Genomic DNA, 15,975 nt, shown 5'->3' on the forward strand with positions numbered 1-15,975 from the left:
CGCAGGGAACTCCGCCGCTACGCGGCTCCGAACCAAGGACCCGAAGGTCACGCCTGACGCATGGTCATTTCGCGGAGGCTGCCGGATCCGTCACCGGGACGGGGGCTGCGCGGTCGCGGCCTCCGCGCCCTTGCGGGCGCCGCGACGCTCCGTCGCCCAGTAGCCGAGGCCGATCAGGGGCAGCGCGGCGCCGAGGACGCTGACCGCCGTCCAGCCGTCCGCGTGGTAGGCCACCGCCCCGAGTTGCGACCCGAGCGCGCCTCCCACGAAGAAGATCGCGATGAAGGCGCTGTTCAGCCGCGACCGCGCGGCGGCGTCGAGCTGGTAGATCGTGTGCTGCCCGAGGATGAGCGAGGTCTGCACGGCCATGTCGATCAGGACCGCGGCGAAGGCGATCAGGATGATGCTGTGCTGCCCGAAGCCCGCGACGGCGAAGGCCGCGGCCGCCACGCCGAGGGCGATCCCCGTGACCGGGCGGACGAGGCCGCGGTCCGCCCAGCGGCCCGCCAGCGGTGCCACCGCGGCACCCGCCGCGCCCACGAGCGCGAAGACCGCGACGCCGATCGGCGAGTAGTGGAACGGGCCGGTGAGGAGGAAGGAGACGGGGGTCCAGAAGACGCTGAACGTCCCGAACATGGCCGCCTGGTACAGCCCCCGGCGTCGCAACGCCGGATGCGTCCGCACCAACCGCGCGGTCGAACGCAGGACCCGCCCGTACGACAGGGAGGTCGTCGGGGCGTGCTGCGGCAGGGCGGCGCGCAGCGCCAGGGCCAGGAGCGCCATCAGGACCGCGGAGCCGAGGTAGACGTAGCGCCAGCCGGCGAGGTCGGATACCAGGCTGCTGACGGTGCGGGACAGCAGGATCCCGGCGAGCAGTCCGCTCATCACCCGCCCGATGATGCGGCCGCGGGCGCGGTCGGGCGCGAGGCTCGCCGCGAACGGCACCAGGATCTGTGCGACGACGGAGGTGGCACCGCTGACCAGGGACGCGACGAGGAGCATCGGGAAGCTCGTGGCGAAACCCGCCACCGCCAAGGAGACCGTGGTGACGGTCAGCAGCGCGGTGACCAGCCGGCGCTTCTCCAGCCGGTCGCCGAGCGGGACCAGGAAGACCATGCCGGCCACGTAGCCGATCTGGGTCACCGTGATCAAAGTGCCGGCCGCTGCCGGACCGAGGTGGAAGACCGTGCTCAGCGACGCCAGCAGCGGCTGGGCGTAGTACAGGTTGGCGACGGTCATCCCGGAGGCGACGGCGAGCAGCCCGACCAGCCATCCCGGAACGCCGTGGGCGGCCCCGGCGGTGGCCGGACGACGCAGGGACCTGATCGTGCGGGGAGCGGACACGAGGGACCTTCTCGTGTCGGGAACCGAGGTGCGGTTCGGGCGGGTGGAGTGGCGACCGAGCAACTCCTCGCGCCGCTCGGATGCATGCTGCAGCGCCCCGACCGGACGATTACTTCCTTCGTGTGGAAGATGCATCACGATATCTGTCATCTCTGATGGAGATGACCGCCGTCACCGCCGGACGGGGGAGTCCTCGGGCGGCGTCACCTCGAACGCCTCGACGGCCCCCGGCAGCGGAGGCGCGAAGGCGTCACGCCGCAGGCGCCGGCCGAGCGCGGTGACCGCGGGTTCGGTGTAGCGGGCCGCCAGGGGCCCGATGCCGACCAGGATCAGGACGTACGCGGTGGCCAGGGGCCCGATGCGGGGCTGTGTGGCGACGGCGAGGCCCGCGATGACGATGGAGAACTCCCCGCGTGCGACGAGCGCGCCACCCGCCCGCAGTCTGCCCCGCGCATGGATGCCCGCCCGCCGGGCGGCGTACCAGCCGGTGACGATCTTGGTTCCCGTGGTGACCAGCGCCAGGGCCAGCGCCGGGAGCAGCACGGGCGGGATCGCCGCCGGATCGGTGGAGAGCCCGAAGAACACGAAGAAGACGGCGGCGAACAGATCGCGCAACGGTGTGAGCAGACGTCCCGCTCCCGCCGCGACCTCACCGGACAGGGCGATGCCCACCAGGAACGCCCCGACGGCCGCCGACACCTGCAGTTTCTGGGTGATGCCCGCCACCACCAGCGCCAGGCCGAGCACGACCAGCAGCAGCATCTCGGGGTTGTCGGTGGAGACCGCCTTGCTGAGCAGCCGGCCGTGGCGCAACGCCAGGTACAGCACCGTGCCCACGGTGCCGAGGGCGATCGCCAGCGTCACGCCCCCGGCCGCCAGGCCCAGGCCCGCCAGCAGGGTGGTCAGCAGCGGCAGGTAGACCGCCATGGCCAGGTCCTCGATGACGAGGACGCCGAGCACCACGGGCGTCTCGCGGTTGCCGAGCCGGCCGAGGTCGGTGAGCACCTTCGCGATGACACCGGACGAGGAGATCCAGGTGACACCTGCCAGCGCGACGGCGGCCACCGGCCCCCACCCCAGCAACAGTGCCGTCACCGCGCCGGGTACCGCGTTGAGGACGAAGTCCACGACCCCCGACGGGTACTGCGCGCGCAGATTGGTGACCAGTTCCGACGCGCTGTACTCCAGGCCGAGCAGCAGGAGCAGCAGGACCACGCCGATCTCGGCCCCCACGGAGATGAAGTCCGCGCTCGCCGACAGCGGCACGATGCCGCCGTGCCCGAAGGCCAGTCCGGCCAGCAGGTAGAGCGGGACGGGCGACAGCCCCATCCGGCCGGCGAAGCGCCCGATGAGGCCCAGCCCGAGGATGACGGCGCCGAGCTCGATGAGCAGCGCGGTGGTGTCGTGCATCGTCACTGCCCCGCCACGATCGCGGCCAGCGCGTCCACGCCTTCACGCGTGCCGACCACCACGAGCGTGTCGCCGATCGCCAGCCGGAAGTCCGGCCCGGGGGAGGGGTGCGCGGTGGTCCGCCGCATCACGGCCACGACGGAGGCCCCGGTCAGCGTGCGGGCACGGGTGTCACCCAGCGGCCGTCCCGCGTACGGCGACCTGGAGTCCACCGGGATCTGCTCGGTGACCAGCCCGATGCCCTCCGTCCGCACGGCCTCCAGCGGTGTCGGGTCCAGCAACCGCGCCAGCCCGGCGGCCTCGTCGGCTTCCAGCGGGACCGACATCCCGCACGCGTCGGGATCGTCGGCCTCGTAGAAGCCGAGGAACCTGCGTCCGTCCTGGTGGACCACCACCGACAGGTTCCGCCCGGTCCGTGTGGTCACGTCGTACTGCGTGCCGATGCCCGGAAGGGTCGTCCGCCGTATGCCCACTCCTGCCTCCCAGGCGACCCGCACTCCACCACCGTGGACGGCGTGCTCTTGACCAGCGACTTTTACATCCTTATTACGTTCATCCGGAGCGTTCTATTCCGAAGGCGTCGGTCGCATGGCCGGGCAGCAGGGGGCGGCGGCGGTCACTCCTCGCCGGAGAACCGCTCCCACGCGGACTGCCGGGTGATCCCGAGGGCTTCGCCGATCCGGGTCCAGGTGACACCGCGGCGCCGCAGTTCCTGCACCCACGAGCGCAGATCTGCCTCGGCCTGGTCGATGTGCGCGGCGACCCGCGGGATGTGGCCCAGCATCTCCGCGTCGGTCAGCGACGCCCACAGCGGCAGGGGAGGTCCCGGCGGAGTGCCCAGGCTCCCGTCGATGATCGACGCGGACAGCGCCACGCATTCGTTGCAGATCTGCACGCCCGCGCCCGCGACCAGCTTCTCGACCTCGCGGTCCGGCTTGCCGCAGAAGGAGCACCGGGTGAATTCGTCCTGGATGCCAGAGGGGGGCACGGCTCACTCCTGGGTTGTCAGGGTTTCCCTGACACCGTAGGGCGTCAGGGAAACCCTGACAAGCCGTTCGCGTACGCCATCTCCCCGCCGGTGTCGGGCGGATGGGGAGGTGTCACCTCCGATGACGGCGGCCCCGGCCCCGCCGTGTGGCGGGACCGGGGCCGGCCGGATCAGGCCGCGGACCCCACGGTCGGGGGCTGGGACAGGGCGGCCTTGACGCTTCGCGTCTGCTCGTCGGCGAGGACCTCGAACCGGTCGTGGGTCAGGGCCTCCATGGTCAGTTCCGCCACGCTGGCGGCGCTGATCTTCGGCGCGTCCGTCCACGCGCTCAGGTCGGTGTCCACGAATCCGCAGTGCACACCGACGACCAGGGTGCCCTGGTCGTGCAGGCCCTTGCGCAGGGCGTCCGTCAGCGACCACTGCGCGGCCTTGGACGCGGCGTAGCCGGGGAACTGCGGCTGCCCGACCCAGGAGGCCAGCGACAGCATGTTCACCAGCGCCCCACCGCCGTTGCGGGCCAGCACCGGGGCGAAGGCCCGGGACACCGCCCACGTGCCGAAGTAGTTGACCTCCATCGCCTGCCGCGCGCCGTCGAGGCCACCCGACAGCAGCCCGGTGGTCGCGCCGCCGATGCCGGCGTTGTTGACCACGAGGGAGACGTCGCCCGCCGCCCCGGCGGCCGCTGCTATCTGCGCCTCGTCCGTCACGTCCAGCCGCAGCGGGACGAGATCCGGATCGGTCACGCTCTTCGGGTCGCGGACTCCGGCGTAGACCTTGGCCGCGCCGTGCTCCAGGAGCGCCCGGGCGAACGCGTGCCCGATCCCTCGGTTGGCTCCCGTCACCAGCGCGACGGATCCCTTGATGTCCATACGGCTTTCCTTTGCGACACGCCCTCTCGGCAGGGCACCGGACACAGCTCGGGCACGCGGTCCTTCGGGGTCCGCGGCGGTTCCAGGCTAGCATCTGGATTCAATAATGATAGTCAGAGCTCGTCGATCATGGCGACGACACGGCCCCACCCGCGAAACCGCAGGTGGGGCCGGAGGGGGGCCGCAGACGGGGCCTGGATGTCCGCCTCAGAGGGCGAGGGCGCCGCCGTCGACCGGGAGGGTGGCGCCGTGGATGTGGGCGGCGTCGTCGCCGGCGAGGAAGACCACCGCGGCGGCGACCTCCTGGGCGGTGCCCGGCCGCTTGGCGGGGTAGTTCTGGGCGAGCTTCTCCAGCAGGGTGCGGTAGACCTCGTTCGCCTCGGTGACGGTTGGGCCGGGGGCGACGGTGTTGACCCGCACACCCTTGGCGGCCAGCTCGACCGCCCAGGACTTCGTCAGCGAGTGCAGGCCGGCCTTGGTGGCGCCGTAGAGCGCGGCGAAGTCCATGCCGACGACGCCGTTGATCGACCCCACGTTGATCACCGATCCGGCGCCGCGCTCCACCATGGCGGGCACCAGCGCGGCCGTCAGCAGGAACGGGACCTTGACTTTGACCGCCAGCGCCTCGTCGATCTGCTCCTCGGTCGCCTCCGTCATCGACTGCGGCGGCACCAGGTACGCGGCGTTGTTCACCAGGATGTCGATCGGCCCGCCCGCGCCCGCCGACGCCTCCTGTGCCAGCCGCCGGACCTCCGCACCGCCCACCGCCAGATCGGCCTGGACGAAGTGCGCCCGGCCCCCCTGCGCCGTGATCCCTTCGACGACCCCGGCACCGCGCTCCGCGCTGCGCCCGGTGACCACGACGGTGGCACCCTCGCGTGCCAGGGCTTCCGCGACCGCACGCCCGATGCCGCTCGTCGAACCGGTGACGAGCGCGGCGCGGCCCGGTAGACGTCCCATTGCACAACCTCCAAGGGATGACGGGTACTTCCGCGGGTGACGGCGCGGGCGAGCCGGACCGTCGCAGAAGAGATTGCTGCGTCAAGTAAATCGAGGAGTGCTTGACCCGTCAAATATTGTGGCGGCGAGGTGGGTTGGCGGTCCGCCGGCCGGGCGCCCGGCGGTTCAGGGGCGGGGCCAGGGCCGCCCGGCGAGGCGTTCGATGTCGGTGTTGAAGCGCCTGAGGTAGGAGGCGAAGGCGGCGATGTCCTGGTCCGGCCAGTCGGCCATGACCTTGTCCAGGCCGCCGATGATGGCGTCGCGTTCCTCGTCCAGCATGCGGGCGCCCTGGGGGGTGATGCGGAACTTGCGTGCCATGCCGCCCTCCGGGTCGGGGATGCGTTCCACGAGCCCGGCGCGCATGGCCGCGGCGGTCTGCCGGTTGAGGGTCGAGGCGTCGAGCGCGAAGGCCTCGCTCAGCTCGCCGATCGACATGGGCCCCTGGACCCGGATGCGGCTGAGGAGGATGTAGGCGCTGCGGTCCAGGGCGCCGGACCTGTGGCGCAGCAGTTCGTGGCGGCTGAGGAGCATCTGCTCGTACTCGACCTCGTGGGTGGACCTGCCCATACGTCTTCCGCCTCCTGCCGTCCGCCGGGCCGCCGAAGTGCGTGTGCGGCGCCCGCTGTCATCCTCGCACAGCGCGTGCACCAGCCACATCATGTGCGCGATGCACTTCCTATGTACGATGCACATCGATCCCGAACGCAGGACCGTCAGGCGAGGAGTGCCGTCATGAACGCCCCACAACCCACAGCCCGTGCAGGGGGCGTGGTCGCCACGCTGGCCCTCGCCGGCATCACCGCCGCGATCATGCAGACGCTCGTCACCCCGCTGCTGACGGAGCTGCCGCAGATCCTGCACACCTCGTCCTCGAACGCCGCCTGGGTGATCACCGCCACCCTTCTGGTGGCGGCCGTGTGCGTGCCCGTCTTCGGGCGTCTCGGCGACCTGGTGGGCAAGCGGCGCATGCTGATCGTCTGCTCGGTGCCGCTCGTGGCGGGATCGGTGGTGTGTGCCCTGTCGTCCTCCGTCACGCCGATGATCGTCGGACGGGGTCTGCAGGGCATGGGCATGGGCATGGTGCCGCTCGGCATCGCGCTGCTCCGTGACGTGGTCCCCGCGGAGAAGCTCAGCTCCTCCATCGCCCTGGTCAGCGCCTCCATGGGCATCGGCGGCGGCCTGGGCCTGCCGATCGCCGCCGCGATCGCCCAGTACGCCGACTGGCGCGTGCTCTTCTGGGGCTCCGCGGGCCTGGCCGCCGTCGTCGCGGTGCTGATCTGGTTCTTCATCCCCGAGGTTCCCGCCGGCGCCAAGGGCCAGCGCTTCGACGTGCCCGGCGCGCTCGGCCTGGGCGTCGGACTGGTCTGCCTGCTGCTCGCCGTCTCCAAGGGTGCCGACTGGGGCTGGGGTTCGGCGACCACGCTCGGCCTGTTCGGTGCCGCCGTCGTCGTGCTGGCCGGCTGGGGCTGGTGGGAACTGCGCACCCGCGACCCTCTGGTCGACCTGCGGACGACGGCCCGGCCCCGGGTGCTGATCACCAACCTGGCCTCGGTCTTCGTGGGCTTCGGCATGTACGCCGGGATGCTGGTCGTCCCGCAGCTGCTGCAGTTCCCCAAGGCGACCGGCTACGGCCTCGGCCAGTCCATGCTCGCGGCGGGTCTGTGGCTCCTGCCGGGCGGCATCATGATGATGATCGTCTCTCCCCTGGGCGGCAAGCTGACCAATGCCCGCGGCCCCAAGTTCACCCTGATGTGCGGCGCCCTGGTCCTCGCCGCCGGGTACGGCCTGTCGCTGGTGCTGACGGGCTCCGCCTGGGGTCTGATGCTGGCGGTCATGGTCGTCAACAGCGGCGTGGGACTCGCGTACGGATCGATGCCCGCCCTGATCATGGGTTCGGTCCCGCTGTCGGAGACCGCCGCCGCCAACGGCTTCAACGCCCTGATGCGTTCGCTCGGCACCTCGGTGGGCGCAGCCGTGATCGGTGTCGTCCTCTCGCAGATGACCACGACCGTGGGCGGCTACACCTTCACCTCCGAGAACGGCTTCCGCACCGGCCTGGTGATCGGCTGCGGCATCGCGCTGGTCGCCGCGCTCGTCGCCATGGCCATCCCGGCCGCCCGCGCCGCGTCGGGCGACGCCGAGCCCGCGCCCGCCCCCGAGTTCCGCAAGGCGGCGCTGGACGGCTGAACCGCCGCACCGCAGGGCGTGCGGTGCGGCGGCGGCATGCGGGGTCCCCGGTTCGCGGTGAGCCGGGGACCCCGCCGGTTTCAGACGGACCTGCGTGCCGCGGACGCGCCGTTCGGTGATCCGGTGATGGTGAACTGGGAGCCGGGCTCGATCAGTACGTTGCCCTGGGCCGAGTTCGTGATCGTGACGTTGGTCAGGGTGGCACTGCCGCGGGCGCCGCTCATCGCGAGGATGCCGGAGCCGCCCACGGAGTTGTCGATGCGGACGTCGGTGACCTTGACGCCGGGCATGGAGCCGCCGCCCGTCTTGAACTGGATGCCGTCGTAGGTCGAGTCGTGGATCTCGGTGTCCCGGATGGTCACGCCCGGGATGTCCGTGCCCTGGGCGAAGAGCGTGATGGCGCCGAACTCCTGCGCCTCGCCCCAGAACGCGCCGCCCGTCCGGTACAGGGCGTTGCCCGAGATGGTGGTCTGACCGGAGAAGGGGATCGGGTCGTGGTCGGTGGCGAGCATGATGCCCGGGTAGTTCATCGTGTCGGAGACGATGTTGTTCTCGATGGTGTTGCCGTAGCCGCCGTAGACCGCGATGCCGTTGGCCCGCCAGGGCAGCTGGATGGTGTTGTTGCGGAAGTGGTTGTCGTGGCCGACGTCGACGGAGGTGTCCTTGACGTACTTGCTGGCCCACACCGCCAGCGCGTCGTCGCCGGTGTTGCGGAACGAGGAGTTGTAGACGGTGGAGTTGCGGGTGCCGTTGGCGAAGTTGATGCCGTCGGCGTAGGTGTCGCGGATCCGGACGCCGGTGAACTCCAGTCCGTCGCCGGGGCCCCACAGTTCGGGGATGTTGGAGTAGTCACGGCCGACCCAGACGCCGACGTTGGCGTGCTCGATCCACACGTTGGTGATCTTCGTGTCCTTGCCGAAGCGCCCGTTGAGGCCGACGCCGCCCTCGGCGTTGCCGTCGCCGCCGCGGATGGTGCCCGAGCCGAAGATGGCGATGTCGGAGATCTGGGTGTTGCCGTCGACGTCGAAGCCGAAGTTGCCCTCGTGCGGGTGGTTGATGCCGCCGGCGTTCTGCGGCGGGGTCAGGGTGTAGAGCTGGGAGTGCCACATGCCCGCGCCGCGGATGGTGACGTCCTTGATGCCCACCTGGTTGTACTGGCCGCGGTTGAGCGGGTCGTCGGTGAGGATCTTCTGTTCCTGCCGCCACTGCCCGGCCGGGATCCACACGCAGGAGATCTGGCCGTTCTGGTCGGCGGTGACCGCCCGCTGGATGGCGTCGGTGTCGTCCAGCCCGTCGCCGGGGACGGCCCCGTACTCGGTGATCGAGGTGCAGTTGGCCGGCTTGCTCAGCGGGGGAGCCACCTGCTCCAGGTCGATCAGGTCGATGACGTAGTAGGCCGCCGAGTCGCCCGCGTCGCGCTGCAGACGGAACGTGGTGCCCTGCGGGTACGTGCGCGACAGCAGCGCGTGCGCCTCGTCGAACAGCCGCCGCGCGTCGCCGCCCGGCCGGTTGGTCAGCCCCTCCGGGTCGTCGGTGCTGCCGTACAGCCAGCTGTGCTTGGAGGACAGGTCCAGCTTCTGCACGAACGTGCCGTCGGCGTACAGGCTGATGGTGGCGTCGGCTCCGCCGCCGGCGGAGGCGTCGGGGATGGAGTTGCGCACCACGATGGAGTTGGTGGACGTGGTGGAGGTGAACTCGACGTACTGTCCGCCGGAGTCGAGGCGGACGGACTTGCGGCCGGAGGACTCGGTGGCGAAGTTCGTGTGCCCGAAGGTCCGCTTGGCGTCGGCGGTGAGCAGGGTGCCCTGGTAGCGGCCGTCCTCGGCCTCGTACTCGGTGTACGGCAGGGCGGCGCCGCGTCCGACGACGAGGGACTTGGTGAGCACGTTGTTGTTCTCGTTGGTCTCGGTGACGACCCCGGTGGCGTCCGCGGTGGCGGTGAGTGTGGCCCCGCCGGCGGTCGCCGTCCAGGTGCCGCTGATCGCCACGTTGACCGTGGCACCGGCCGCGACCTGACCGGTCGTGCCGTTCAGCGTGGTGGTGCCGGCCTGGAGCCGGGTCACCGAGCCCGCCGCGGCGGCGGTGATGCCGCGGTTGTGCACGGCGACGGTGAAGGAGACGGACGCGCCCACGGCCGGATTCGCCGGGTTCGTGGCGATGGAGGTCACCTCGAGGTCGGGGCCGGGGGCCTGGCTGACGACCAGCCGGTCCGCGGCGTTCCGGCTGTTGTTGGTGTCGTCCAGCTCGGCGACCGTGTTGCGCGGGTCGACCACCGCGGAGACGGCGTAGCTGCCGGCCGCGCGGGTGCCGGTGGAGACGGCGACGGTGGCGGACGCACCCGGGTCGAGGGCGGGCACGTCGGCGCTGCCGGCGACCGTGCCCTCCACGCTGACGTCCACGGTCGTCGCGGCCGAGCGCGCGGTGCCGGCGTTGCGCACACCGGCGTTCACGGTGACCGGGTCCCGCTCCGACGGGGCGGCCGGTGACCAGGTCAGGCCCGTGACGGTGAGGTCGGGCGCGGGCGCCGCGGTGCCGACGACCTGGAACTCGGCGACCTGCCCGCCGGGCGCGCCGGTGTTGGAGAAGAACCGCAGGCGCACGTCGGCCCAGCGGCCGCTGACCGGGATGGTCACCGCGTTGCCCGTTCCCGGGCTGAAGGCGTAGTCCGCGCGGTCGCGCAGCGAGGTGAAGCCGGTGTCGGACGCCCCGCGGCCCAGCACCTGGATGCCCTGGGTCCTGGCGCCCCACACCGGGTCCGGGTTGAGCTTGACCACCACGGCCGTGACGTCCGCGGCGGAGCCCAGCTTCACGGTGAGGTCCGCCGGGTGGCCGGCCGCCTCCCAGTAGGTGGAGGTGGAGTCGTCGGTGGCGTTGGCGGCGACGTAGGTCTGCGTCGACGACGTGGCCTCGACCGGTTTGTTGCGCGCCAGGTTGGTGCCGGTGGGCGGCGGGTCGGTGCTGCCGCCGTCCTGTCCGTACACCTCCAGCTCGGAGAGCTGCGCGGCGTTCCAGCCGGTGTTGCCGGTGACGTTGACGCGGACGTACCGGCCGTTGACGGGCGAGCTCAGGTCCACGGCGACGGTGTTGGCCTGGGCCGGGTTGAACACCCGGCCGGCGGAGGCGGAGAGCGTGGTGAACGAGGATCCGTCGGTGCTGCTCTGCAGGGAGAGCGTCTCGGTCCGGGTCTCCCAGCCGGAGGGCAGTTTGAGCACGATCCGGTCGACGGCTCGGGTGGCGCCGAGGTCGACCTGCACCCACTGGGGGAAGGAGCCGGCCGGGCCCTCCCAGTAGGAGGCCTGGGCGCCGTCGGTGGTGTTCCCGGCCGGGTACGCGCCGAGGGAACCGCCCGCCGTGGCAGGGCGGCCGAGGGCGAGGTTGACATCGGCGGCGGCAGCGTCCGAGGCCGTGGGGGCTGCCTGGGCGGTGGCGGAGATCGGTAACAGCCCGACCGTCATGAGCCCGGCCAGGACGGCGGCGGACAGCGACCGTCGGCCGAGGGGTCTCCAATTCATGGGGTCCTCTATTCCGTGGGGGGGCGGGGAGCGCGGCAGCCGGGCGAGGAGGAACCAGGAGGAGCAGGAGAAGCAGGGGAAGCGGGGACCGAAGGGGATCGTCCCGACATGAGAGCCGGCCATGCACGCCAATTGAGTCAGCCAGTCAACTTCTTGCGGAAACTGCGTCATTAGGTTTCTCGTACGTCTCGGGTTTGTCAACAGCTTGTAATTCAGGGGTAGTTGAGGCCGAGTCGTGCTTGCGTCACTTGCGGAGCGCTTGCGCGCGTGGGCATGTGAGCCGTAGTGGAATAGACCCTGGTAGACCCTCCGGACGGCCGTCGGATCAGTCGGCTTCGGCGTGACGCATGCTCGGAGGGAGCGCAATTTATTGAGTGCTCTACGCAAGATCGCTGGCTTCGGGCACGCGAAAGGGCCGGTGCCCGGCACGATGTCGTGCCGGGCACCGGCCCCTCACGGTGTCACTTCAGGCCGAAGGCCCGCGTGACGGTCTGGGTGACTCCGCCGCCGTTGCGCTGCTCGGCGGTGACGCGGATCGACACGTAGCCGGCCCGGTGCGGCGCGTTCAGAGCCGCCTGCCAGGTGCCCTTCTTCTGCTTGAGCCCCTGCCGCAGCCAGGTCGTGCCGTCGTCGTAGGAGACCTCCAGCCGGACCGAGGAGACCGCGTCCCCGGCGGCCGAGCTGCCGAGCACCACCGGAGTGACGGAGAGTTCCGTCCTGCGCTGCGCCCGGCCCTCGGCGTCCAGTGCCGTGCCGTAGTCCAACTGCACCAACGGGACGGCCTGCACACCCTCCGGGGCACCGGAGCTGAAGCGCCACTCGGTGCGGGTGGCGGTGGAGTAGGGGCTGAGCGCGGTGTCGCCCCTGGTGTCGACGACCAGCCGGTACGGGAGCTTCTCGGGCGCCAGGTCACCGACGCCGAACCAGGGGAAGCCCTCCATGTGGGTCAGCTGCCGGTCGCCCTGGTAGAAGGAGATCGCCTGGTACATGCCAGACCCGCCGCTGTGCGCCGACCCCGCGTCGCCGAACCCCTGGATGTAGGCGCTCATCGCGTTGTCGCCCCGGTAGGGGAGGTCGGAGGTGACCATGCGAGGCCGGGTGATCGGCCCGAACCAGCGGTCCTTGTGCACGCTGCCCGCCCGGTAGGTCACCAGGTCCGTCGACGAGCCGCCCCAGCCGTCCAGTGCGGCGTTCTGCTGCCAGGTGACGCCGGCGGTGACCCAGTCGGTGCGGCGCCCGGGGGCGGCCACCTCGGCGGGGAGCGCGTTGGGCGAGAACCCGTTGTACGGCGGGTAGTCGTACGACGGGAAGTCCAGCCGCGACTCGGTGACCTGCCGCCCGGGAGGCGGGGTGAAGTCGACGTCGACGCGCGCGAGGCTGCGGGCGTCCGTCCTGGCGGAGGGATCCGCGGGAATCCCTCCGAGGTGCTGGTCGACCAGGTCGTACAGGTACTCCGGCGCGGGATGCGCCTCGACCGCCAGCCGCACCCCCTTCCTGCCCGCGGCGGTGGCCTCCTTGATCAGCGCCTCCCCTTCGTCCAGGGACAGCGAGGCGACCGGGAGCCGTCCGGTCGTCACCTTGTCGGGGTCGCCGTACCAGTCGCTGCCGCGGCCCTCACGGTCGTTGACCACCAGGAGCAGTGCCGCACCGGCGGCGCGCGCCGCCGCGGCCTGATCGGCGGGGGTCACCGCGTCGCTGTCGCGGACCACCACGGCCCGGCCGCGGGCGGCCACGCCGGCGTACTCGGCCCGCGTGCCGGTGCCGGCGAAGACGGCGTCCAGGCGCGAGGTGCCGTCCCGCAGCGGCCGGGAACCGGGCTGCACGAGAGGGTCGTCGAGCCGGTGGCCCCGGTAGGTGATCTCCAGGGGCCGCTGCTCGGCGCGGATCCTGGTGGTGAAGGCGAAGCTGCCCTTGCGCACCTTGTCCTTGGTCGGCAGCGCCCACAGGCTGTCGTACGTCGCCGAGGGCCAGATCCGCTCGCGCAGGGCGCTCCCGTCGCCGGGAGTGGGAGTGCCGGAGGTGAAGGAGCGGTACAGGTCGACCCTGCTGCTCACCACGCTGGTCGGCTGCGGTGTCGCCACCTTGACCTGGCGGGCCCGGGAGGCGTCGAGCACCACGGAGCGGTCGCCGGTGAGCTCGATCTCGGGGGCCGTCAGCACCGCGAGCCCGAGGGAGTGGGGCCCGTGGAGACCCCGCACGTCCGCCAGCGACGCGACCATGTACGAACGGGGCGCCCAGCGGCTGGTCAGCGACCCGTCGGGAACCCACAGGTAGGTGGAGCCGCCGTCCGCGCTCCGGATCTCGACCTCGCCGCTCACGGGCCGGCCGGAGCGGTCCTTCAGGCGGATGGTGAGGTCGTACTTCTCGGACTCCACGGAGACCCCGACCGCCGTGTGGACTTCACCGCCCGCGAGGCGTGCCGTGACCCGGGCGGCGTACTGACCCGCCGCGAGGCCCTTCGGGTTCACCACGACCTCGGCGGTGGCGGTGCCGTTCGCCGGCACCGTGACGCGGTCGCCGGACAACGCGAACACCTGTGCCGGGGAGTTGCCGCGGTCGACGGAGAGCTGCAAGGTGATCGGACGGTCGGTGGTGTTGGTGTAGGTGACCTGCCGCTTGACCGGCTGCCGCTGCGCACCGGGCGACCACCGCACCAGCCCCGCGTCGACCGACCCGGTCGCGATGACCTGGTCCTGGTTGTAGGCGGCGGCCACGTTCAGCCGGCCGGTGCCCGCCCGGTAGGGGCTGTAGTCGGGGGTCGGCACGCTGGTGCCCATCAGGGCGTCCTTGATCTGCCGGCCCGTCCACCGCGGGTGCTTCTGCGCCAGGAGGACGGCCGCCCCGGCCACATGGGGCGTGGCCATGGACGTCCCGCTGTCGACCCGGTAGAAGCCCTCGCCCCACTCCATGTACTGCGAGCGCGCCGCCAGCACGTCCACGCCGGGGGCGGTCATGTCGGGCTTGATGGCGTCGCCGTTCATGCGGGGTCCGGCGCTGGAGAACTCGGCGAGGTGGTCGGACGCGTCCACCGCGCCGACGGTGAGTGCGGCGTCCGCCGTCCCCGGCGCCGCCACGCTGTAGGCACCGGGCCCGTCGTTGCCGGCGGCGATGACGAAGAGCGCACCCGTCTCGGCGCTCAGCCGGTTGACGGCCTGGCTCAGCGGATCGTCCTGGGTGTGCCAGCCGCTGACGCCCAGGCTCATGCTGACCACCTTGGCGTGCTCGGTCCGCGCCGCCCACTCCATCCCGGCGATGATCCCCGAAATGGTCCCGGATCCCCTGTCGTCGAGGACCTTGCCGACCAGCAGGTCGGCGCCGGGGGCGACCCCCCGCTCCTTGCCGCCGGAGGCGGCGCCCGTCCCGGCGACGGTGGACGCCGTGTGGGTGCCGTGCCCGTTCCGGTCGACGACGTTCCCGTCCGGGACGAAGCTGCGGGACGCCACGACGCGGTCCACCAGGTCCGGATGGGTGGCGTCCACCCCGGTGTCGAGGACGGCCACCCGCACCCCGGCCCCCGTGCCTCCCGCGGCCCAGGCGGCGGGCGCCCCGACCTGAGCCGTGGTGTCGGCGAGCGTCGCCTTCGCCTTGCCGTCGAGCCACACCTTGTCGACGCCGGCGGAGAACCGCGGCGCCGCCGCGACTTCCTCGGCGTCGGCCCGCGCGGTACCGGTGAGGGCCGACCAGAAGTCCGCCGCCTTCGACCGCCGGGTGCGGACCGCCTCGCCGCGGACCGAGGGAAGGCTGCGCGTGGTCTCGGCCCCCGGCAGCGCCGATGAGCGGGACGTGAGGGTGGCGGAGCCCTCGGTGCGGGTGACGATCAGGGGGAGCGCGCTGAGGTGCGCGTCGTCGTAACCCTGGGCTATCAGCTCTGTGACGTTGAACAGTTGCTTGTCGAGCAGCCCCTTCGCGATGTACGCCACCGCCTCGTCGGGGAACACATAGGTGTCCCCGCCCTCGGTGGCGACGCGCACCGAGCCCGTGGCCCCCGGGGCGCGCTCGACCTCCACCGCGGGCGCGGTGCCCTTCGGCCCCTGAGCCACCGTCACCTTGTCACCGGTGACCAACGTGACCCGTGCGGGCGTGCGTTGTGCCTCGGCGGTTGCGGGTGTCGCCGTGGCCGACGGGGAGGGAGGAACGCTGTTCGCCGCTCCAGGGGTGACGAGAGCGACGACAACGGCAGCAGCCACGGCCGCCGCATATCTTCGGGTAGAAGGGGGTCTCACATTGCCCTCCAGCGTGGATGATTGCACGAATTCGATCACCACTGAAGAGGGCGTGTAAAGAGCTTGAACCTGAGGCTATCGGAATGTAGCGTTCTCTGTTTTCGGCTCGGATGGTCCTGGTCGTGGCGGCCGGGCGAGGGAGTCTCAAGCGGCCCTGGTGACCTGCTGGTTCAGTGCGCAGGGGAGTGTCCGCGGAATTTACCGACCGGAAACAAGAGAACTCGACCGGCGGCGCTGCCGGGGCCCCGCTTTCCCCGAAAGTTTCGAGGACGGGAATGAATGCTCCCATCGTTGTGACGTGAATTCGGGAGCGCCCGAAGATGTCGCCATTTGTGACACCAAAGCCGCGGGGACGGGGGCCGCCCCGGCCAACTGCCCGTGTTCGCGTACGACATGGTGTGCGAGACTGCCGCGATCGACAGCACGACCGACTCCCCTCGCGC

General features: G+C 71.5%; 10 protein-coding genes. 1 reads left to right on the forward strand and 9 read right to left on the reverse strand.

What is annotated here, in order from left to right:
• Window positions 1–90: 90 nt before the first annotated feature.
• The 7 genes from ACFV3E_RS37750 to ACFV3E_RS37780 all read right to left on the reverse strand — a co-directional run bounded on the left by ACFV3E_RS37750 (window position 91) and on the right by ACFV3E_RS37780 (window position 6,177).
• Complete coding sequence (locus ACFV3E_RS37750; protein WP_500539672.1) at window positions 91–1,344, reverse strand: MFS transporter; 1,254 nt, start codon at window positions 1,342–1,344, stop codon at window positions 91–93.
• Between the two features lie 171 nt (window positions 1,345–1,515).
• The gene (locus tag ACFV3E_RS37755) at window positions 1,516–2,754 is read right to left on the reverse strand and encodes a cation:proton antiporter (RefSeq protein ID WP_500539673.1); all 1,239 of its coding nucleotides are present in this window, start codon (window positions 2,752–2,754) and stop codon (window positions 1,516–1,518) included.
• A gap of 2 nt (window positions 2,755–2,756) precedes the next feature.
• On the reverse strand, window positions 2,757–3,227 hold the full coding sequence (locus ACFV3E_RS37760) for a cation:proton antiporter regulatory subunit (RefSeq protein WP_499509014.1): 471 nt from the start codon (window positions 3,225–3,227) through the stop codon (window positions 2,757–2,759).
• Between the two features lie 143 nt (window positions 3,228–3,370).
• Window positions 3,371–3,742, reverse strand: coding sequence for a ClpX C4-type zinc finger protein (locus ACFV3E_RS37765; protein WP_500372297.1), 372 nt, complete (start codon window positions 3,740–3,742; stop codon window positions 3,371–3,373).
• A 170-nt stretch (window positions 3,743–3,912) separates the two neighbouring features.
• Window positions 3,913–4,611, reverse strand: a complete 699-nt coding sequence (locus tag ACFV3E_RS37770) for an SDR family oxidoreductase (protein ID WP_500539675.1) — start codon at window positions 4,609–4,611, stop codon at window positions 3,913–3,915.
• A 207-nt stretch (window positions 4,612–4,818) separates the two neighbouring features.
• Window positions 4,819–5,571: an SDR family NAD(P)-dependent oxidoreductase gene (locus ACFV3E_RS37775; protein WP_500539677.1), complete on the reverse strand. Its 753-nt coding sequence runs from the start codon at window positions 5,569–5,571 to the stop codon at window positions 4,819–4,821.
• Window positions 5,572–5,736: 165 nt separating this feature from the next.
• On the reverse strand, window positions 5,737–6,177 hold the full coding sequence (locus ACFV3E_RS37780; protein WP_499509010.1) for a MarR family winged helix-turn-helix transcriptional regulator: 441 nt from the start codon (window positions 6,175–6,177) through the stop codon (window positions 5,737–5,739).
• Window positions 6,178–6,342: 165 nt separating this feature from the next.
• Between ACFV3E_RS37780 and ACFV3E_RS37785 the strand changes: the two genes are divergently transcribed.
• Entirely contained in the window at window positions 6,343–7,797 is a 1,455-nt protein-coding gene (locus ACFV3E_RS37785) for an MFS transporter (protein WP_500539679.1), read from the forward strand.
• Window positions 7,798–7,877: 80 nt separating this feature from the next.
• Here ACFV3E_RS37785 and ACFV3E_RS37790 read toward each other — a convergent pair whose 3' ends face one another.
• Together ACFV3E_RS37790 and ACFV3E_RS37795 are read right to left on the reverse strand one after the other, a co-directional pair.
• Window positions 7,878–11,309, reverse strand: a complete 3,432-nt coding sequence (locus ACFV3E_RS37790; RefSeq protein ID WP_500539681.1) for a CARDB domain-containing protein — start codon at window positions 11,307–11,309, stop codon at window positions 7,878–7,880.
• A gap of 461 nt (window positions 11,310–11,770) precedes the next feature.
• The gene (locus ACFV3E_RS37795) at window positions 11,771–15,349 is read right to left on the reverse strand and encodes a S8 family serine peptidase (RefSeq protein WP_500539683.1); all 3,579 of its coding nucleotides are present in this window, start codon (window positions 15,347–15,349) and stop codon (window positions 11,771–11,773) included.
• Between the last annotated feature and the right edge of the window lie 626 nt (window positions 15,350–15,975).

Source organism: Streptomyces sp. NPDC059718, assembly GCF_042733315.1.
Lineage (GTDB): Bacteria > Actinomycetota > Actinomycetes > Streptomycetales > Streptomycetaceae > Actinacidiphila.

Bases quoted from the DNA above. Each gene is read 5' to 3' on its own strand.
- ACFV3E_RS37755 (WP_500539673.1), bottom strand. From the start codon at position 2,754: ATGCACGACACCACCGCGCTGCTCATCGAGCTCGGCGCCGTCATCCTC.
- ACFV3E_RS37770 (WP_500539675.1), bottom strand. From the start codon at position 4,611: ATGGACATCAAGGGATCCGTCGCGCTGGTGACGGGAGCCAACCGAGGG.
- ACFV3E_RS37775 (WP_500539677.1), bottom strand. From the start codon at position 5,571: ATGGGACGTCTACCGGGCCGCGCCGCGCTCGTCACCGGTTCGACGAGC.
- ACFV3E_RS37780 (WP_499509010.1), bottom strand. From the start codon at position 6,177: ATGGGCAGGTCCACCCACGAGGTCGAGTACGAGCAGATGCTCCTCAGC.
- ACFV3E_RS37785 (WP_500539679.1), top strand. From the start codon at position 6,343: ATGAACGCCCCACAACCCACAGCCCGTGCAGGGGGCGTGGTCGCCACG.
- ACFV3E_RS37790 (WP_500539681.1), bottom strand. From the start codon at position 11,309: ATGAATTGGAGACCCCTCGGCCGACGGTCGCTGTCCGCCGCCGTCCTG.